14 protein-coding genes are annotated in these 19623 nt (G+C 68.6%); 6 read left to right on the top strand and 8 right to left on the bottom strand.

The annotated features are described in order from the left end of the window. The first annotated feature begins 118 nt into the window (after positions 1-118). Positions 119-985, top strand: a complete 867-nt coding sequence (locus ASC79_RS02770) for a bile acid:sodium symporter family protein (protein ID WP_056019323.1) — start codon at positions 119-121, stop codon at positions 983-985. 5 nt (positions 986-990) lie between these two features. On the opposite strand, the gene ASC79_RS02765 is transcribed toward ASC79_RS02770, so the two are convergent. The 4 genes from ASC79_RS02765 to ASC79_RS02750 all read right to left on the bottom strand — a co-directional run bounded on the left by ASC79_RS02765 (position 991) and on the right by ASC79_RS02750 (position 9020). Continuing rightward, a complete protein-coding gene (locus ASC79_RS02765; protein ID WP_156378309.1) occupies positions 991-4080 on the bottom strand; it encodes an efflux RND transporter permease subunit in 3090 nt (1029 codons plus the stop codon). Further along, complete coding sequence (locus ASC79_RS02760; RefSeq protein ID WP_056019321.1) at positions 4077-7145, bottom strand: efflux RND transporter permease subunit; 3069 nt, start codon at positions 7143-7145, stop codon at positions 4077-4079. The genes ASC79_RS02765 and ASC79_RS02760 overlap by 4 nt, the downstream gene beginning before the upstream one ends. Further along, on the bottom strand, positions 7142-8305 hold the full coding sequence (locus ASC79_RS02755) for an efflux RND transporter periplasmic adaptor subunit (protein WP_200937068.1): 1164 nt from the start codon (positions 8303-8305) through the stop codon (positions 7142-7144). The genes ASC79_RS02760 and ASC79_RS02755 overlap by 4 nt, the downstream gene beginning before the upstream one ends. Positions 8306-8372: 67 nt before the next feature. Next, complete coding sequence (locus tag ASC79_RS02750; RefSeq protein WP_056019318.1) at positions 8373-9020, bottom strand: DUF4198 domain-containing protein; 648 nt, start codon at positions 9018-9020, stop codon at positions 8373-8375. 125 nt (positions 9021-9145) lie between these two features. On the opposite strand from ASC79_RS02750, the gene ASC79_RS02745 reads away from it, so the two are divergent. Further along, the gene (locus ASC79_RS02745; protein WP_056019315.1) at positions 9146-11245 is read left to right on the top strand and encodes a TonB-dependent siderophore receptor; all 2100 of its coding nucleotides are present in this window, start codon (positions 9146-9148) and stop codon (positions 11243-11245) included. 46 nt (positions 11246-11291) lie between these two features. Next, a complete protein-coding gene (locus ASC79_RS02740; RefSeq protein WP_156378308.1) occupies positions 11292-11672 on the top strand; it encodes a hypothetical protein in 381 nt (126 codons plus the stop codon). Here ASC79_RS02740 and ASC79_RS02735 read toward each other — a convergent pair. Together ASC79_RS02735 and ASC79_RS02730 are read right to left on the bottom strand one after the other, a co-directional pair. After that, complete coding sequence (locus ASC79_RS02735) at positions 11669-12325, bottom strand: AAA family ATPase (protein WP_162244250.1); 657 nt, start codon at positions 12323-12325, stop codon at positions 11669-11671. The genes ASC79_RS02740 and ASC79_RS02735 overlap by 4 nt on opposite strands. 96 nt (positions 12326-12421) lie before the next feature. Continuing rightward, complete coding sequence (locus ASC79_RS02730) at positions 12422-13702, bottom strand: aminotransferase class III-fold pyridoxal phosphate-dependent enzyme (protein WP_056019307.1); 1281 nt, start codon at positions 13700-13702, stop codon at positions 12422-12424. 74 nt (positions 13703-13776) lie between these two features. Between ASC79_RS02730 and ASC79_RS02725 the strand changes: the two genes are divergently transcribed. The 3 genes from ASC79_RS02725 to ASC79_RS02715 are packed head-to-tail and all read left to right on the top strand — an operon-like array spanning position 13777 to position 16555. Continuing rightward, positions 13777-14721: a carbohydrate kinase family protein gene (locus ASC79_RS02725; RefSeq protein WP_056019303.1), complete on the top strand. Its 945-nt coding sequence runs from the start codon at positions 13777-13779 to the stop codon at positions 14719-14721. Continuing rightward, on the top strand, positions 14721-15374 hold the full coding sequence (locus tag ASC79_RS02720; protein ID WP_056019301.1) for a class II aldolase/adducin family protein: 654 nt from the start codon (positions 14721-14723) through the stop codon (positions 15372-15374). The genes ASC79_RS02725 and ASC79_RS02720 overlap by 1 nt, the downstream gene beginning before the upstream one ends. Continuing rightward, positions 15371-16555, top strand: coding sequence for an MFS transporter (locus ASC79_RS02715; RefSeq protein WP_056019298.1), 1185 nt, complete (start codon positions 15371-15373; stop codon positions 16553-16555). Before ASC79_RS02720 ends, ASC79_RS02715 begins: the two co-directional genes overlap by 4 nt. Here ASC79_RS02715 and ASC79_RS02710 read toward each other — a convergent pair. After that, positions 16491-17189: a TetR/AcrR family transcriptional regulator gene (locus ASC79_RS02710; protein ID WP_056019296.1), complete on the bottom strand. Its 699-nt coding sequence runs from the start codon at positions 17187-17189 to the stop codon at positions 16491-16493. The two genes, ASC79_RS02715 and ASC79_RS02710, sit on opposite strands and share 65 nt — an antisense overlap. 111 nt (positions 17190-17300) lie before the next feature. After that, positions 17301-19544 (bottom strand): TonB-dependent receptor, encoded by a 2244-nt coding sequence (locus ASC79_RS02705; RefSeq protein WP_235528726.1) that lies wholly within the window; start codon positions 19542-19544, stop codon positions 17301-17303. Positions 19545-19623: the final 79 nt, after the last annotated feature.

The following is a 19623-nucleotide window of genomic DNA, read 5'->3' as shown; positions in this document are numbered from 1 at the left end:
TCATCAGGAGAAACTCCTAGGATCGTCAGGGTTCGCGCCAATGGTCTTGATCGGTCGGGGGTGGTTGGCTGTCCGCCAATCATCGCCGTGAGACGGCCACAAGAGGCTAGGCCATAAGATGTCGCTCGCCGAACTCGTGCCGCTCGTGCTCAAGGCCAGCATCATCACCATGGTGTTCGCCCTGGGGCTGACGGCCAGGCTGCACGATGTGATTTCGTTGGCGCAGACCCCTGGCAAACTGGCGCTGTCGTTCTTGTCGATGTTCGTGGTGATGCTGGCGGCGGCGGTCGCCATCACAAGGCTCTTCGACCTTCCGCGACCTGTCGAGATCGTGCTGGTGGCCCTGGCGCTGGCGCCGATCCCACCGCTGCTGCCCGGCAAGCAGGCGAAGGCCGGGGGCGACGCTTCGTATTCCATCGGGCTGCTGGTGGCGGCGTCGATTTTCGCGCTGGTCTGGATACCCCTGGCGATGCACTTCTTGAGCAGCAGCTATCACATGCCCTTGCAGGCCGGGATCAGCCACCTCGCTGGAGTCGTCGGCACGATGATCCTGGCGCCGCTGGCCGCCGGCGCGGTGCTTGCGCGACTGGCGCCCCGGTTTGCGGCCTGGATTCAACCGGCGTTCGCGCGGGTCGGCAGCCTTTTGCTGCTGACGGCGGCGGTCCCGATCCTCTTTCAGACCTGGCGGCCAGTCATCGCCCAGATCGGCGGCGGCACACTGGCCGCCCTGGCCGTCTTCATCGTCATCGGCCTGGTCGTGGGACAATTGTTGGGCGGCCCCGATCCTGACGACCGGACGGTGTTGGCGCTGGCCTCGTCGTCCCGCCATCCGGGTATCGCGATGTCGCTCGCGGCGCTGAACTTCCCGGGTGAAAAGGCGGTCGTCGCCGTGGTGCTGCTCTACCTGATCCTCTCGGCCCTGCTGGGGCTGCCTTACATGATGTGGCGTAAGCGCTCGGGCGGGACCGTGGCGCTGAGCGTGTAGGGAGATCAGGGCAGGGCGACCGCGGCCTCCGCCGGGATGGCGGCGCGACGCAGGCCGCGACCCTCCAGGCAAACATAGACCGCCGGGACGATGTAGAGCGTCAGCAGCTGGCTGATCAGCAGGCCGCCGATGATGGTGACGCCCAGCGGGGTGCGCATCTCCGAGCCCTCGCCGGCGCCGAGCGCGAGCGGCAGGGCGCCGAGGATCGCGGCGCAATTTGTCATCAGGATCGGGCGCAGGCGGGTCCGGGCCGCGGCGCCGATGGCCTGGGCTGGGGCCAGGCCGTTGCGGCGCTGTTCCCGCAAGGCGAAGTCGACCATCAGGATGGCGTTCTTCATCACCATGCCGACCAGCAGGAAGAGGCCGAGCAAGGCCAGCAGGGTCAGCGGCTTGCCGGTCGCGGCCAGGGCCAACAGCGCCCCGAGCCCGGCCGGCGGCAGGGTCGAGAGGATGGTCAGCGGGTGGCGCAGGCTCTCGTAAAGCACGCCCAGCACGATGTAGACGGCGATGATGACCCCGCCGATCAGCAGAGGCTGGTTGGCCAGGGTCTTGTTGGTCAGATCCATGCCGCCGCCGATGCGGACCTGGATGTCGTTGGGGACGAAGGCCGCGGCCATGGCCTGCCTAATGGCCCGCTCAGCCTGTCGGGGGGTGACGTCAGGGGCGAGGGAGAAGCCGAGCGAGCGGGCGGCGAACAGCTGCTCGCGCCAGACCCAGTCGGAGTTGACGCTGTAGTTCCAGGTCGTGAAGGCCGACAGCGGGACCTTGCGGCCGTCGGCGGCGATGACGTGGACCATCTCCAGCGCCTCGGGACCGCGCGTCTGGTCGGGCTCCAGCTCCAGGATGACGCGATACTGGTTGAGGGCGTCGTAGAGGGTGGCGACCTGGCGCTGGCTGAAGGCGTTGTTGAGCACCGAGGTGACGGTTTCGACGTCGACGCCGAGACGTGCGGCGGCGTCGCGGTCGATGTCGAGATTGACCTGCAGGTTGCCGGTTTCGCTGACCTCCTCGACGTCGGTCAGTTCAGGGACTGCGGCGAGGGCGCGGGAGATCTTCGGAGTCCATTGGTTGAGCTGGTGAAGGTCGTCGGCGCGCAGGACGACTTCGAACTCGCCGGTCTGGCTGGGCGCCTCCAACTCGATGTCCTGGTCGAGGTTGAGCCAGAGGGCGCCGCCGGGAATCTTCGGCGTCGCCGCGCGAAGGCGGTCGATTACCTGCTGCGAAGTTTCGCCGCGCTCGGAGACCGGCTTGAGGCGGATCATCAGCGAGGAGTTGTTGATGCCGTTGTCGCCGCCGGCCGAGCCGACGACGTCGGCCACCGCCGGCTCGGCCAGCAGCAGGCGGCGATAGGCTTCGATCTTCGGCTGCATCACGGCGAACGAGATGCCGTCGTCGCCGCGCGCAAAGCCGCTGACCTGGCCGGTGTCCTGTTCGGGCAGCATGCCCTTGGGAATCCAGATGTAGAGCGCGACCGTCAGGGTGGTCGCCAGCGCCAGCACGCCGACGGCGGCGAGCGGATGGCGCAGCGTCCGGTCGAGGGAGCGGCCATAGGCGTCGCGCAGGGCTTCGAGCGCGCGGTGGGGGCCCGCGGGCGGACGGTCCTTGGCGCTCGACGCCAGGCGCGCGCAGAGCGTCGGGGTCAGGGTGAGGGAGACGATCAGCGAGAGGACGACAGTGGCCGCCAGGGTCAGCGAGAACTCGCGGAACAGCTTCTCGACGACGCCGCCCATGAACAGGATGGCGACGAACACGACCACCAGGGCGATGTTCATGGCGATCAGGGTGAACCCGACCTCTGCGGCGCCGCGCCTGGCCGCGCGCAGCGGCGACAGACCCTGGTCCATGTGGCGGGTGATGTTCTCGAGCACGACGATGGCGTCGTCGACCACCAGCCCCGCCGCGATGATGAGCGCCGTGACCGACAGATTGTTCAGCGAGAAGCCCATCAGCGCCATGGCCGCGAAGGCGCCGATCAGCGTCACCGGTACGGCAAGGCTGGGCACAAGGGCCGCGCGCAGGCGGCCTAGGAAGAGCGCCGTCACCGCCACAACGAGGACGATGGAGATCAGCAGCGTCTTCTGGGCCTCGGCCAAGGTGGCGCGCACGCCCGGGCTGCGGTCCAGCACAACGGTCAGGCTTGAGTCCGCGGGCATCAGCTCGCGCAGGCCCGGCAGCGAGTCGTGGATCGCCTGGGTCGTCGCCAGGATGTTCGCCCCCGGCTGGCGGCGGATGGTGACCAGAACCGCCGGCTTGTCGTTGTGGAAGCCCAGGCTGTAGCGGTTTTCGGTGGCGTCCACGATCTGGGCGACGTCGCCCAGGCGGATCGGGGCGTCGTTGCGCCAAGCGACCACCAGGCCGGCATAGTCGGCCGGGGTCCGCAGCTGGCCGCTGGAGACGATGGTCCAGAACCGGTCGCCGTTCTCGACGCTGCCGACCGGACCGGACGGATTGGCGGCGTCAATCGCCTTGCGCACCTCGTCCAGCGCCAGGCCGTAGCTGTTGAGGGCGTGGGGGTTCATCTGCACGCGCACGGCGGGCAGGGCGGCGCCGCCGACGCTGACCTCGCCGACGCCGGGGGCCTGGGAGAGCTTCTGCGCCAGGATGGTGGCGGCCGCGTCGTAGAGTTCGCCGGGCGGCAGGTTCGGCGAGGCCAGGGCCAGCACCATAATCGGCGCCTGGGAAGGGTTCACCTTGCGATAGGTCGGTTCGCTCGGCATGCCGGCGGGAAGCATCGGGCGCGAGGCGTTGATCGCGGCCTGGACCTCGCGGGCGGCGTCGTTGATGTCGCGGTCGAGCTCGAAGGTCAGCTCGATCGAGGTCGAGCCCTGGCCGCTGGTGGAGTCGAGGGCGGTGATCCCGGCGATCGAGCCCATCGCCCGTTCCAGCGGCGTGGCGACGGCGGCGGCCATGGTGCGCGGATTGGCGCCGGGCAGACTCGCCTCGACGACGATGACCGGCACGTCGACTTCGGGCAGGGGCGCGGTCGGCAGGACCTGGTAGGCGCCGGCGCCCGCGAGCACCAGCGCCAGGGCCAGCAGCAGCGCGGCCACCGGACGCCGCAGGAACGTCTCGGCCGGGTTGAACGGACGCTTCACGGCGTCTCGGCGGCCAGGATCGGCGCTCGGCGACGGCGGCGCGCGAGCGAGTCGAAGGCGAGGTAGATGACCGGCGTCGTGAACAGGGTCAGCACCTGGCTGACCGCCAGACCTCCGACCATGACCAGGCCCAGAGGCTGGCGCAGCTCGGCGCCTGGGCCGGTGGCGAACATCAGCGGCAGCGCCCCGACGAGGGCCGCCAGGGTGGTCATCAGGATCGGCCGGAACCGCTGGAGGGCGGCGCGATGGATCGCCTCGCGCGGGGTGAGGCCTTCCTCCCGCTCGGCGGCGAGCGCGAAGTCGACCATCATGATGCCGTTCTTCTTGACCAGCCCGATCAGCAGGATGATCCCGATCACCGCGATCAGGTCGAGCGGGCGGCCCGCCAGCAGCAGGGCCAGGAGCGCGCCGATGGCCGCGGACGGCAGGGTCGAGAGGATGGTGACCGGGTGGATCAGGCTCTCGTAGAGCACGCCCAGGACGATATACATCACCACCACCGCAGCGATGATCAGCCACAGCGTTCCGGAGAGCGAAGCGTCGAAGGCCCGCGCCGCGCCCTGGAATTTCAGCTCCACCGAGGCCGGCAGGCCGATCTCCTTTGCTGCCGCGTCGATGGCGGAGGCGGCCTCCCCAAGCGCTACGCCGGGCGCGAGGTCGAAGGCGACGGTCGTGGCCGGGAACTGGCCAAGGCGCGCGTGGGAGAGCGCGGTCGGCTCGAGCTCGACGCTGGCGAAGCTGGATAGCGGCACGAGGCCGCCGCCGGCCGCTTTCAGGTGAACATGCTCCAGGGTCTGCGGGCCGAACTGCTGGTCGGGCGCGACCTCCAGCACCACGCGGTACTGGTTGGCCTGGGTGAACAGGGTGGCGATCTGGCGCTGGCCGAAGGCGCTGTAGAGCGCGGAGTCGACGTCGGCGGCGGTCACGCCGAGACGGGCGGCGGCCTGGCGGTCGATGACGATGCGCGCGCCGAGGCCTCCGGGCTCCAGGTCGCTGGAGACGTTGCGCAGCTGCGGCGCGGCGGACAGCGCCTCGACCAGGCGGCCGGTCCAGTCGGCGAGACGTGCGCCGTCAGGGCTGGAGAGGCTGAAGCGGTACTGGCTGCGGGCGACCTGGTCGTCGACGTTCAGTTCCTGGGTCGGCTGCATATAGAGGCGCAGGCCAGGCAGGCCGGCGGTGCGTCGTTCGAGGTCCGCGATCACCTGGGCGACCGGCGGGCGCCGGCCGTGCGGATGCAGGTTGATCTGCATGCGGCCGGCGTTGGGCGTGGCGTTCTGGCCGTCGACGCCGATGAACGAGGAGACGCTTTCGACGGCGGGATCTTCGAGGATGGCCTGGACCGCGGCCTGCTGCTGGCGCGCCATCTTCTGGAACGACACGTCAGGCGCGGCGCGGGTGACGACCTGGATCGCGCCGCCGTCCTGGACCGGGAAGAAGCCCTTCGGCGCGACGGCGTAGAGTGCGGCTGTCAGGGCGATGGTGGCTGCGGTCACGCCCAGGAACAGCGTCCGGCGTTCCAGCACCCAGTCGAGGGCGCGGCCATAGCCGGCGATGACGCCGTCGAGGATGCCGGGGGCCTGAGCGCCGTGCGGACGCAGCATCCGCGCGCACATGGCCGGCGTCAGCGTCAGGGAGACGACCAGCGAGATCAGGATCGCCACCGCCAGGGTGACGGCGAACTCGCGGAACAGCCGGCCGACAACCTCGCCCATGAACAGCAGCGGGATCAGCACGGCGATCAGGGAGATGGTCAGGGAGACCAGGGTGAAGCCGATCTCCTTGGCGCCCTTCAGCGCGGCCTGCAGCGGCGCTTCGCCCTTCTCCAGATAGCGAGCGATGTTCTCGAGCATGACGATGGCGTCGTCGACCACGAAGCCGGCTGCGATGGTCAGAGCCATCAAGGTGAGGTTGTTCACGCTGTAGCCAAGCAGGTGCATGGCCCCGAACGTGCCGATCAGCGACAGCGGCACGACCACGGCTGGGATGATCGTGGCCCGGGCGCTGCGCAGGAACAGGAAGGTCACGGCGACCACGAGGCCGACGGCGAACAGCAGCTCGATCTGCACGTGGGTGATCGATGAGCGGATGGCGCGGGTGCGGTCGCTGAGGACCTCGACCTTGACGTCGGCGGGCAGGGTGGCGGTCAGCTCGGGCAGCAGATCGCGAACGCGGTCGACCACGCCGATGACGTTGGCGCCGGGCTGGCGCTGGATGTTGACGAGGACGGCGGGCGCGGGACCGGACCAGGCGGCCAGGCGGCGGTCCTCAACCCCGTCCACCACCTCGGCGACCTGATCGAGCCGGATCGGCGCGCCTTCGCGCCAGGCCAGGATCAGGGCGCGGTAGTCCTCGATCGACCGCAGCTGGTCGTTGGCGTCCATCATCACCGAGCGGTGCGGGCCGTCGAAGCCGCCCTTGGGCTGGTTGACGCTGCCGGCGGCGACGGCGGTGCGGATGTCGTCGAAGGTGAGGCCGTGGGCCGCGAGCGCGCGGGGATTGGCCTGGATGCGCACGGCTGGGCGCTGGCCGCCGGCCAGGGCGATGTGGCCGACCCCGGAGACCTGAGACAGTTTCTGGGCGATGCGCGTGTCCACCATGTCGTGGACCTGGTGCAGGGGCGTGGCCTGGGAGGTCACGGCGAGCGTCAGGATCGGCGCGTCGGCGGGATTGACCTTGCGATAGATCGGCGGCGTCGGCAGGCCGTCGGGCAGCAGGCCCGAGGCCGAGGCGATGGCGGCCTGCACCTCCTGCTCGGCGATGCTCATCGGCAGCTCGAGCGAGAACTGCAGGGTGATCATCGAGGCCCCGCCCGAACTGGACGAGGAAATCTGCTCCAGTCCGGGGATCTGGCCGAGGCGCCGCTCCAGCGGGGCGGTGATGGTGTCGGCGGTGACCTTGGCGCTGGCGCCCGGCTGGAAAGTGAACACCTGGATGACCGGATAGTCGGCCTGGGGCAGGGCGGCGACTGGCAGCAGGCGATAAGCGATCAGCCCGGCCAGCAGCAGCGCAGCCATCAGCAGACCGGTGGCGACCGGCCGCAGGATAAAGATCCGCGAGGGGTTCATGACTTGGCGGGGACGGCCTGCGCGTCGGGCTGGGCGATGATCTGGACCTTGCGGCCCTCGCTCAGACGGTCGAGGCCCTCGATCACCACGCGGTCGCCGGCGGCCAGGCCGGAATGGACGGCGGTGACGCCCTCGCTGGAGGGACCGGTCGTCAGCTTGCGCAGGCGCGCGGCTCCGGTCTTGTCGACGACCCAGGCATAGGGGCCGGTAGAGCCTTGCTGAATGGCCGCATCAGGGGCGGTGACGGCGTTGTCGAGCCTCCCGACCGTCAGCCGGACGTTCACGAACTGGTTCGGGAACAGGCTCTCGTCATCATTGGCGAAGGTGGCGCGCAGGCGCACGGCGCCGGTTTGCGGGTCGATCTGGTTGTCCAGGGTCGAGAGCTTGCCGCGGGCGAGCTCGGCGCGCTCGGCGCGGTCCCAGAGGCTGACCTCCAGGCCGCCGCCCTTGGCCAGCGCGTTGCGGATCTCAGGCAACCGGGCTTCCGGGGCGGAGAACAGCACCGATATTGGCCGGGTCTGGGTGATGACGGCGATGATCTCGTCGGCGCCGTCCGAGAGGATGTTGCCCGGATCGGCGCGGCGCAGCCCGATGCGGCCGGCGATGGGGGCGGTGATCCGGGTGCGGTCGAGCTGAATACGGGCGTTGGCCAAGCGGCCGCGGTCGGCGGCGACGGCGCCGCCGTGCTGTTCCACCAGGGCCAGCTGCTGATCGAGCCTCGTCTGGGCGACGATCTGCTTGTCGGCGAGGCCGCGATAGATCTGCAGCTGCTGCTGGGCGTAACGCAGCTGGGCTTCGTTCTGGCGGCTCTGGCCATGCGCCTCGGCGACCTGGGCTTCGAAGGGACGCGGGTCGATGCGCGCGAGAAGTTGGCCACGCTGGACCATCTGGCCTTCGGCGAAGCTCACATGGGTCAGTTCGCCGGCCACCTGGCTGCGGACGTTGACGGTGTTCAGCGGGGCGACGGAGCCGAGGGCCTTCACATGGATCGCCAGCGGACGTACGGCGGCCTCGGCGACGCGGACAGGAACCGGTTGCGGTCCTGACTCAGCTTCGGCGGACGCCCCGAGGGTCTTCCAGGCGAAATACCCACCGCCGGCTGCGACGCACGTCGCGGCGACCGCCGCGATGATCAGGCCACGCCCCCGTAGTTCAGGCACACGGTACTCCAATACTAGCATTTCGGACCGTCCCCGGCGTCCCATGCGGGACCCCGGGGACGGCGGGTTACTTCACAAAGGTCAGGGTCGAGGTGTGGTAGACCTTGGTGACGGCCTTGCCGGCCACGGTGGCCTCGCCCTCGACGGGATGGCTGACTGCGAGCAGGTAGCGGCCGCTCAAGGTCGTCGGCACGGCGACCTTGCCGGAAGCATCGGTCTTGAAGGACTTCTGCCAACGGTCCGGGTTGACGATGTTGACTGAGGCGTCGGCGAGCGGCTGGCCCTTCCAGACGACCACGAAGGTGTCGCTGCCCGCAGCGACAGGGGCGATTTCGAGATCCAGCTTGGTGGCGGTCTCGGTGCGGCCGGCGCGGGCGTAGTAGGCCGCCCCTTCCAGCTTGTCGCCTTCGCCCGTCCAGGGGTCGAAGACGTTGCTGTCCTGAGCGCGGACGTCGCCCGGGGTCTTGATCGCCGCTTCGATATGGTCGGCCTTGCGGGTCAGCGCGGCGGGCGCGGCGCTATCGGTCGTGAAGACGACCGGCGCCTTCAGCTTCGGGAACTCCGGATCGCCATTGGGCGGCGCCGGCTCGGCGGGTTCGCCAAGGTAGACGCGGGCCGGACCCGCGCCGTCGCGTTCCAGCCAAACCTCGTGGGCGTGCGCGGCGCTGCCCAGCAGCAGGGCGCTGCTCAGCGCGAGGGTGGTGATCTTCAGCATGGGGGTCCTTCCTGTCGACGTTCAGTCACGGTCAGCAACTCGCTCTTGCAAGTCAATTGCAAAACTCAGTGGTGCGCCCTATAGCGACTGCGAATTAATCGCAATAGCGCGTGGGGAAAAGCGTTGTGAAGCAGTTCTGGTTTGCGGGGGCGGCTGGAGCCGCATTGATTGCAGCTGCCGGCCCGGCGTGGTCCGACGAAGCGAGCACGGCGAGCGATGTCGAAGGCGTCGTGGTCACGGGGGCCCGGATCGGCGAGCCTCTGGCCATCAAATCGGACACGCCGTTGCTGGAGGTTCCACAGGCGGTGTCGGTGATTACCGCCGAACGCATGCAGGAGCAGGGGGTGACACGTCTGGCCGACGCGCTGCGCAACGTGGCGGGCGTCAGCCGATCCAGCACCTACGGATATTACGACTCCTATCAGATCCGCGGCTATGACGCGGCCTATGGCAGCATTTTCCTGGACGGCCTGACGACGGCCAGCGTCGCCGGCGCGGTCAACGAGATGGCCGGCCTCAATCAGGTCGAGGTGATCAAGGGGCCGGCCTCGGCCCTATTCGGCGCCTCGCCGCTGGGCGGCGTGATCAACCTGGTTAGCAAGCGGCCGCAGGCCGACCGCTTCCTGGAGGTCGGGGTCGCGACGGGATCGTACGGCCTGCTGGAGACGACCATCGACGCGAACAGCCCGCTGCTGGGCGACGGCGCGCTGCTGGGGCGGCTCAACCTCGTGTATCGAGACAGCGACGACTTCGTGGACTACGCCCACTCCCAGCGGATCTACATCGCCCCGGCGGTGACCTGGAGGATTGGCGAAGACACCCGCCTGACGCTGCTGGGCCGCTATCAGCGTGATTACGACAGCCCATGGTCGCCCGTGAGCGCCTGGGGGACCATTCTTCCCGCCGCCTTCGGCGAATTGCCCCTGTCGTTCTCGATCAACAATCGCGGCGACGAAGAGGTCGTCAACAACACCAACGCCAAGCAGATCGGCTACGTCTTCGAGCACCGTTTCAGCGACAGCCTGCGGTTCGAACAGACCGTCCGCTACGAGGATCGCGAGACCTATTGGGACCGCTGGATGTTCGTCGCCGGCTTCCTCGACGACAACGTCGTGAACGGCGTGCAGCAGGGCCACATCCTGGGGCGTTACCTGTACGGCGACTTCTCGCAGCACGACAAGGACTTCGGGGCCGACAGCCGACTGACCTGGGACTTCGCCACCGGCTCTATCGGGCACAAGGTGCTGGCCGGGATCGACTACCGCCGCACCCGCGAGGAGCACAGCGGCGGTCTGAGCAATTTCAATCCGGCCGACAACCCGCTCGACATCCTGAACCCCGATTTTGACGCGCCGTTCGTCAGCGATCCCACGAGCCCCTATTCGGGATCGGGCAAGACCAGCCAGCTCGGCTTCTACCTGCACGACCACGTCACTCTGGGTAACGGCGTGGCCCTGACCTTCGGCGGGCGTTGGGACACCGCCAAGTCCGGCGATCAGGAAGACAGCAAGTTCAGCCCGCATGCCGGTCTGACCTGGGGGTTCACGCCGGGAGCGTCGCTCTACTTCGCCTACTCGAAATCGTTCACCCCAACGCCCAGCTGGCAGACGGCGGTCGACGGCTCACTGCTGCCGCCCGAGACGGGCGAGAACATCGAAGGCGGCGTCAAGGTGCAGACCGAGGACGGCACGCTGGCAGGCATGGCCTCCATCTACCAGCTGACCCGACAGAACGTCGCCACCGAGGACCCGGCCAATCCGTTCTTCTTCGTGGTGACCGGCGAGCAGCGAAGCCGCGGCGTAGAGGTCGAGGGATCGTGGCGGCCGAACGTGGCGCTCGAGGTGACGGCGGCCTATGCCTACACCAAGGCCGAGGTGACCCAAGACAACAACCTGCCCGTCGGGCTGCCGCTGGCCAACTTCCCTGAGCACGCCCTGAACCTCTGGGGCAAATACACAGTGCAGGGCGGGCTGTTCGACCAGCTGGGGATCAGCCTGGGGCTGCTCTACAACAGCGACAAGCACTTCTACGAAAGCGTGCTCTACACGTTGCCGTCGTACACGCTGCTGGACTTCGGCCTGTCCTATCCGTTCGGGGAATGGAAGGCGCAGCTGAACATCAACAACATCACCGACGAGCGCTACTTCCCCGACGCCTGCTGCCTTGACCGGATCACCCCCGGCGAACCGCGCAACTGGCGCCTGAGTGTACGCCGCCGCTTCTAGAACGGAGGGCTCGCTCCGGTGGCGGAGCACGGGGCGAGCCTCTACCTTGCCGGTGATGTTGCGACAGCAATCCCAACCGGCCTGGATGGGCAAGGCGCGGCGCGCGGCGCTCAGCCTGCGGGCGACGACGTTCCGCGCGTCGGGCGCCAAGCAGTCGGTCTATGTGATCCTGTTGCACGATCCGCGGCGATCCGAGCCGTGGGGCGTCTATGTCGGCCAGACCTCACGCGACCCGGACCTGCGCTTCGACCAGCATAAGGCCGGCTACAAGGCCAGCGGACCGGCCCGGCGGTTCGGGGTGCGGCTGCTGCCCGATCTGGTGGAGCATCTGAATCCGATGCGACCCTGGGAGGCGCTGGAGCTGGAGGCGGCCCTGGCGGAGGCGTTCACGGCCGCAGGCGTGCCCTGGGTCGAGGGCGGCCACTAGCCGGTGGCTGCGTCCTGCGTGGGCGCGGCCAAGGTGGCGTCGACGAAGTCCCAAAGAGCGGCGATCTCAGCGGCGGCGGCCCGGTCGCTCATCTCCTCGGCGGAGCGGCCGCGTTCGAGCGCCGTCTGATAGACCGAGCGCGAACGAACGATCACCGGGGCGACGGCGGCCTGCATGTAGTCCAGGCCCTTGAGCGCCCGCTTCACGAGCGGAGCTTCGACAGTCTCACGGGCGGGCGGGGCCTGGTTGACCACCACGACCGACGGTTTGCCCAGGCGGCGGACCAGCATCAGCGAGCGGGCGAGACCGGAAAGATCGATCAGCGTCGGGCGGACGATTAGGACCGCGAGGTCGGCGAGGACCACAGCCTCGCTCACCGCCTCGACCGCCCCGGCCGGGGTGTCGATGATCATCAGATCCTTGCGCTGGGACAGCGCGCCGAACTGGGCGGCGAGCACATTGCGGCCAGTGGAGGTGACATAGGCGGGGCCCGGCGCCTCTCGGGCGCTGAGGATGTCGGCGGCGGAATGCTGGGGATCTATGTCGACCAGCAAGGTGTCGACGCCGCGCAGATGGGCGCCCAGGGCGAAGTGGGTCGCCACCGTGGTCTTGCCCGAGCCCCCCTTCAGGGCGATGACCGCCAATGTCTTCAAGTCGCCACGCTCCGTCCCGTCCGGATGTGGTTCTGGCCCTGAAATTGGGCAGGTGCAGGGCGGAGCCGCCGCAAAGGCGACTCCGCGTGCGCCAGGCTAGTGGCCGTCGACCATCTGGTGCAGGAAGGCCAGCTTGGCGACCGGCTCCAGCGGGCCGGCCTGCTTGACCACCTTGAAGGCGTCGTCGGCGGCGTTGAGCGTCTCGTCGATATCGGCCTGGGTCATCGCCGCGCAGATGAACATGTTGTGCCAGGGGTGGAAGTATACGCCGCGCTTCAGCAGGGCGTTGTTCCAGAGGTAGCCCTTGGCCGAGGTCGGGTCGTCGTCGAACATGATGAGCGGCAGCTGGGCCGGGCCGGTCTGGCGCAGGGCGAAGCCGTGGCGGGCGGCCGATTCGTCCAGGCCGCTGCGCAGGCGCTCGCCCAGGGCGACGGTGTGCTCCAGGTAATCGGTCTGCGCGATCAGCTTCAGGGTGGCGAGGGCTGCGGCCATCGGTGCGGCCGAGAACCAGTAGGAGCCGGTGGCGTAGATCGTCGCCGCGGCGAATCGGCAGACGTCGGCGCCCAGCAGGGCCGAGATCGGATGGCCGTTGGCGATCGCCTTGCCCCAGGTCGAAAGGTCGGGCTTCACGTCCACCAGCGCCCAGCTGCAGTCGCGGGCCAGGCGGAAGCCGGCGCGGACGTCGTCGACGATGAGCAGAGCGCCATGTTCGTCGCAAAGCTCGCGCGCGCGGCGGGCGTATTCGGGATTGGGCAGTTCCTGGTCGACGAAGGTGTCGTGCTTGATCGGCGAGGCGAAGATCGCGGCCAGGTCCGAGCCGGCTTCGCGAACGGCGGCCTCAAGGCTCTCGACGTCGTTGTACTCGTAGAACACTTGGTTGGCGCGATCGGAGGGGGCGACGCCGTTCTTGACCGGCGTGCACCAGGGGGCGGCGCCGTGATAGGCGCCCTTGGCCAGGACGATGGTGTTCTTCTTGGTGTGGTTGCGGGCGATCATCATCGCCATGGTCGTGGCGTCAGTGCCGTTCTTGCAGAACATCGCCCAGTCTGCGTGACTGACCTGGGCGGTCATCGCCTCGGCCAGCAGCACCATGGCTTCGCCGGGACCGGTCATGGTGTCGCCGAGCTTGGCGCGGTCGAAGTAGGCCTGGTCGATCCCCGCATGGGCGTAGCCGAAGAGGTTGGGACCATAGCCGCACAGGAAATCCAGGTAGCGGTTGCCGTCCACGTCCCAGAGATGGGCGCCCTGGGCGCGGTCGAAGAACTGCGGATAGTCGTCGGGGAGGAGCATGACCGACTGGTGGCCATACATGCCGTTCGGGATGACCGCCTGCGCCCGTTCACGCAGCGCGCTGTCCTTGCTGTTCGTCCAAACCATGTCGGCCCCTCTAAGATAGTTTTGACTATCCTAGCGAGCCGGGCTTACTAATCAAGGCGTAGGGGAGAGAACCGATGAAGTCCGGACTGCTGACCATTGGATTGACCACGCTGGACGTCGTCGCGCGGCCGATCGACAGCCTGCCCAGCGGGGAGGGGACCACGCTCGTCGAGGGCATCGCCTGCGCCCCGGCCGGGACCGCGGCAGGCGCGGCGATGGTCGCGGCCACACTGGGCGTGCCTGTAAAGCTGGCCTCGGCGGTCGGGAGCGACTTGGTCGGACGCTTCGTGCGGATGGCGCTGGACGAGGCCGGGGTCGACACCTCCCTGCTGGAGACCATGGCCGGGGCGTCGACCTCGACGACCGTGCTGGCCGTGGATTCGCAAGGCCGCCGGCCGAACTTCCACGCTCTGGGCGCGGGCATGTTCGCCTCCGTCAACGATGACATCCTGGCCGCCGCGCGCGAGACCCGCTTCCTGCACTACGCCGGCGTCGGCGGTCCGAAGCTGGACCGGGGTGCGGGCGCCGAGTTGCTGCGCGTGGCGCACGAAGCCGGGGCGACGATCACCTGCGACCTGATCTCGCCGCAGCCCTCGGCGCTGAAGGAGCTGGAGCGGCTGTTGCCCTATGTCGACTACTTCATGCCGAGCGCGGCCGAGGCGCTGGCCCTGACCGGAACCGAGGATCTGGACGCCGCGGCGGACGCCTTCCTGGCGCTGGGCGCCAAGGCCTGCATCATCAAGAACGGCGGACAGGGGTCTTACATCGTGCTGCCGAGCGGCAGGTTTACGCTGCCGGCCCACAGGATCACGCCGATAGACACCACGAGCTGCGGGGATTCGTACTGCGCAGGCTTCATCGCCGCGCTGAACCGCGGCTGGGAGCCGCTGGAGGCCTGCCGGTTCGCGACGGCGACAGCGGCGCAGGTGGCGCAAGGCCTGGCGACCCTGGGCAAGCTTGAGAGTTTCGAAGCGACCGAGGCGGCGATGAACGCGGCGCGCACGGCGGAGAGCGCCTGATGGCTCAGAAGATGGACGAAGGTCAGCTGCGCGAGCGCATGGCCTATGTGATGCGGGCGATGGACGCCCGCGGGCTCAACCGCGGCACCTCCGGCAACGTCTCGGCTCGCTTCGGCGAGGGCATGCTGGTGACGCCGAGCGGCGTGGTCCCTTCGCTCCTGAGCGCGGAGCAGATGGTCTATGTGGCCCCCGACGGCTCGACGCCGGAGGGCAGCCTGAAGCCGTCCAGCGAATGGCAGATGCACTGGGGGCTGCTGGATAGGCGGCCCGACGCCAACGCCGTCGTCCATTGCCACTCGCGGCACGCCACGATCCTGGCCTGCGCTGGGCTGGAGATCCCGCCGATGCACTACATGGTCGCGGTCGGCGGCGGGGCGAGCGTGCCGGTGGCGCCCTATGCGACCTTCGGATCGACCGAGTTGGCGCAGTCCGTGGTCGAGGCCCTGGACGGGCGCGCCGCGGCGCTGATGGCCAACCACGGTCAAATCGTGGTGGCCCGCAACCTCGACGCAGCCCTGGCCATCGCCGAGGAGGTGGAGGAGCAGTCGGCCGTCTATTGGGGAACCCTGGCCATCGGCGGCCCCAAGCTGTTGGACGCCGACGAGATGGCGACCATCCTCCAGCGCTTCAAATCCTACGGCCAGAAGTCGTGACCGCCGCTCTCAGCGTGGCGGGCGCGCCCGCCGCCAGCCGGCGGGACACCACGATCGCGCTGACCATCGGCGTCGTCGCCCTGCTGATCGCCGGCCTGCAGCCGGTGATCCTGGGCGGGCTGGAGTCGGAGGGGCGGCTGACGGCCGCGCAGATCGGCCTGGCCGCGACGGTCGAACTGCTGGCGCTGGGCCTGACCTGCGGTCTGGCCGCGGCGTTCCTGAAGCCCGATCGGGTACGGCTGAAACTGGCTCTGGCCTGCCTGGCGCACGCCGGGACGATGTTCGGCACCTGCTTCGCGACCGGGGGCGAGGTGATCGCCATGCGCGCCCTGTCGGGCGTGTTCGCCGGGCTGATGCTGTGGGCCGCGATCAGCACGATCACCCGCGCCGAGCGGCCCGAGCGGCTGTCGGGCGTGTTCGTGACCGTGCAGACCCTGGCGCAACTGCTGCTGGCCGCGGTGCTGCCGGCGACGGTCGTGCCCTGGCTGGGGATCAACGGCGCTCTGGAGGCGCTGGGGGTGATCTCGCTGCTGACAGCGCTGGCCGCGCTGGCGGGCGCCAACCGCTACACGCCGCTGCCCAAGGCCGAGAAGGGCGGGGGCGGCATCGGCCTGCGCCCGCTGCTGGGCCTGGCGGCCTGCTTCCTGTTCATGGCCTTCATCGTGGCGCTGTGGGTCTATCTCGAGCCGCTGGCGGAGCTCTCGGGGATGTCGTCGAAGCAGGCCGGGTTCGCGGTCGCCGTGGCGCTTGGCATGCAGGTGGCGGGCGGCGCGACGGCCACCCTGGCCGCTCGGCGCTGGCGCAGGCCTGGCCTGGTGCTGATGGTTGTCGGCGCGTTGAACGGCGGCATCCTGGCCGTCTTGTCGGGCGCGCCGCACGCCGCGCTGTTCATGGGCGCGGTGGCGGTGTTCGGCTTCCTGTGGCTGTTCGCCCTGCCGTTCCAGACCCTGCTGCTGATCCAGCTCGACCCGACCCGCCGCGCTGCCATGCAATTGGGCACGGCCCAGCTGCTGGGCAGCAGCTTTGGGCCGCTGATCGCCTCGCTGGTGCTGGGTGACGGCGACGTGACCCGCGCCATCGGTCTGTCGGCGGTGTTCCTGGTGCTGGCCCTGGTCGCTATCGCGCTGCTGACGGCGTCGGGCCGGAGCCGCGCGTCGGCAGCTGGTGGTAGTATAGGCTGACCATCCAGCTGACCTCCTCGGCGACCTTGTCGTCGTCGAGGCTAGGGTCTTCGATGATCATCTCGACGGCGGCGTAGGTCATCTGCTCGGTGAGCCGCATGGCCGTGCGCAGATGATCGTCGCTGACGTTCGGATAGGCGCGGCGCAGGTACTCGAACATCCGCTCGAGCACGGTGTTGCGCGAGGTCGTACGCACTTCCTGGAAGGCCGGCACGGCGCGGATCGCGCGCAGCAGCCACAGGCCGCCCGGCTGGCCGCGGGTGATTTCGATCAGCCGCTTCTGCAAGCGCAGGTTCTGGGCGACCGCTTCGTTGAGGGAGCCGTCTCCCGCGCCGCCCTCGTCGAGCCACTGGAACACGGCCTCGTCCTGGGCTTCCATGAGCCGGCGGGCCAGTTCGGAGATCAGGGCGTACTTGTTCGGGAAGTAGCGGTAGAGCGCCGGCGGGGTCAGACCCGCGCGCTCGCAGACCAGGTTGGTCGTCAGCCGCTCGAAGCCGACCTCGGCCAGCACTTCGCCGGCGGTCGCCAGCACCACCTCATAGGTGTTCTTGCCACGCGGCCGCGAGGGCAGGGACTTGGCGTCGAGCGAGGGGGCCGCGCCAGTGGCGGCAGAAGCTGATGCGCGTTTCGCCATTGGGTTCCAAGATCTCGCCGGATCGACGATAGCGAGTTCTATAGCAGGGCTAGGTTGCGAGGCGAAACGGCGGCGAAGCCCTGGCGCGCGGGGCGCCAGGGCTCGCAGGTCCTAGTAGTGGTAGCGCAGGAAGACCCCGAGGCTGCGGGGGCGGTTGTAGGTCAACAGATCCTGGCCCAGGCTGTCGATGTTGGAGATCGACACGAAGTAGTCCTCGTTGAAGACGTTGCGCGCGAAGACGCCGGCTTCGATCGAGGTGTCGGGCGAGCGCCAGCTGGCCTGAGCGCCGGCGATCCAGACGCCGTCCTGCGACAGGCGGTCGGCGTTGGAGTTGTCGAAGTAGATCTTCGAAGAGTAGGCCGCGTCAGCGTTGGCCACGATCGAGGCGCCAGAGGCCAGCGGGAAGGTGTAGTTGACCGCGGCGTTGAAGGTGACTTTCGGCGACTGGGGCAGGCGATTGTCGGTGAAGTCGTCACCGTCCGACTCGTACTCGCCGTACTTGGCGTTCAGCAGCGACAGGCCGGCGGTGATCGAGAGGTTCTCGGTCGGACGCGCGGTCAGGTCGGCTTCGGCCCCGTAGACCTTGGAGCTGGCGGCGTTGTCGAGCACCAGCACGGTCAGGCCGTTGCGCACGGCTTGGGCGAAGACCTGCTGGTTCTGGTAGTCGTAATAGAAGGCCGACATGTTCAGGCGCACGCGGCGGTCGAACAACTCGGACTTCACGCCGACTTCGTAGGCGTCGAGCGTCTCGTTGTCGTAGGGCTCGAGCTCTTCTGGCGTGGTCGCCAGGCCGCCGAAGAAGCCGCCCGCCTTATAACCGCGGCTGTAGGTGGCGTAGACGTTGACGTCGTCATTGACCTCGTAGCGCAGGCCAAGGCGGCCCGACCAATCGGAGAAGGTCTCGCTCTGCTTGGATTCGAGCAGGATGATCGAGCCCTCCGCGGTGCTGCGATAGTCGAAGTCCTTGTCGTCGGCCGACCAGCGCAGGCCCAGGGTCGCCGTCAGGCGGTCGGTGAGCGAGTAATCGGCCTGGCCGAAGATCGCATAGCCCTTGGTCTTCTGGGTGTAGGGCGTGCCGAACACCGCGACGCTGTTCTCCAGGCTGACGCCGGTCGGATTGTCCGGGGTCGTGAACAGCGGACGCAGGTCGCGCAGGATGTCCTGCTGCGTGGCGTTCTTGATCGTCTCGTCCATGTAGTAGAGGCCGGCGACCCACTTCAGGCGCGCGGCCGGATCGTTGGACTGCAGGCGCAGTTCCTGGGTGAACTGCTGCGAGCGCGAGAGGTAGTTGATCTCGATCATCTGCAGCGGGCTGGAGTCGGTGTTCTCCAGGGCGTTGCGGTGCGCCCACTGGTAGGCCGTCACGGAGACCAGCGAGACGGCGCCGAGGTCCCAGTTGGCTTCCAGCGAGGAGCCGAACAGGTCGACCTTGTCCTTGCCTTCGAGATTGTAGTCGCCGGCGTAGCGGTCGTTATCGGTGTCGGCGTAGCCCAGCAGGTCGGTGCACAGGCCGCTGGAATAGAGCGTCGGGGCGCAGAAGCCGGTCGGACCGGCGGCGTCGGGCGTGGCCGGGAACAGAGCGCGGTGCTGGGGCGCGGTGGCGTCGCCGCGGTTTACGAAGCGGTTCACCTGGGCCAGGACCTCGAAGTCCTCGGTCGGGGTGAACAGCAGCTGGGCGCGGCCGGCCCAGTAGTCGGTGGCGTTGACGTCGTTGCCGGTGACGCGGTTGTAGGTGAAGCCGTCGTCGGCGACGTACTGGCCGGCGACGCGGAAGGCCAGCTTGTCCTGAATGATCGGGCCGCCGACCGCGGCGGTCAGATTGACCGCATCATAGGTCGCGTACTCGGCCGCGACGTCGGCGGTGAAGGTCTGGGTCGGGCGCTTGGTGGTGACGTTGATCGCGCCGCCGTTGGTGTTGCGGCCGTAGAGCGTGCCTTGGGGCCCGCGCAGCACCTCGACCTGAGCCAGGTCGAAGAAGCCGGCCATCTGGGCCAGGGGCGAGCCGATATAGACGCCGTCCACATAGACGCCGACGCCGCTGGATGAGTTGGGGTTGAAGTCGCTGAGGCCGACGCCGCGGATGAAGATCTTCGGGTTGGCCGCGGCGTCGCCGCTGCTGACGCGCAGGCCGGGGGCGAGGTTGTTCAGGGCGACGACGTTGTTGACCCCCTGGTTGGCGAGCGCCGAGCCGGTGATCGCGGTCAGGGCGACTGGAACGTCCTGGAGATTTTCGGAGCGCTTTTGCGCGGTGACCACGATCTCCTCGACCGTCGCCGTGCTGTCCTGCGCGTGCGCCGCGCCCGTCGAAAGCGCCGCCAGGGCGCAGCCCATCAACCAGAAACTCTTCATCTTCATCCCCGTGATCTTCTTGTCGCAAACGCGATGCGAGCCCTTGAGATAGCAAAAGCTATCATAGCGCAAGAGGGGCGCTGCA

The organism is Phenylobacterium sp. Root1290, assembly GCF_001425305.1.
Taxonomy (GTDB): domain Bacteria; phylum Pseudomonadota; class Alphaproteobacteria; order Caulobacterales; family Caulobacteraceae; genus Phenylobacterium.
This window is presented reverse-complemented; position numbering and strand designations above follow the sequence as displayed.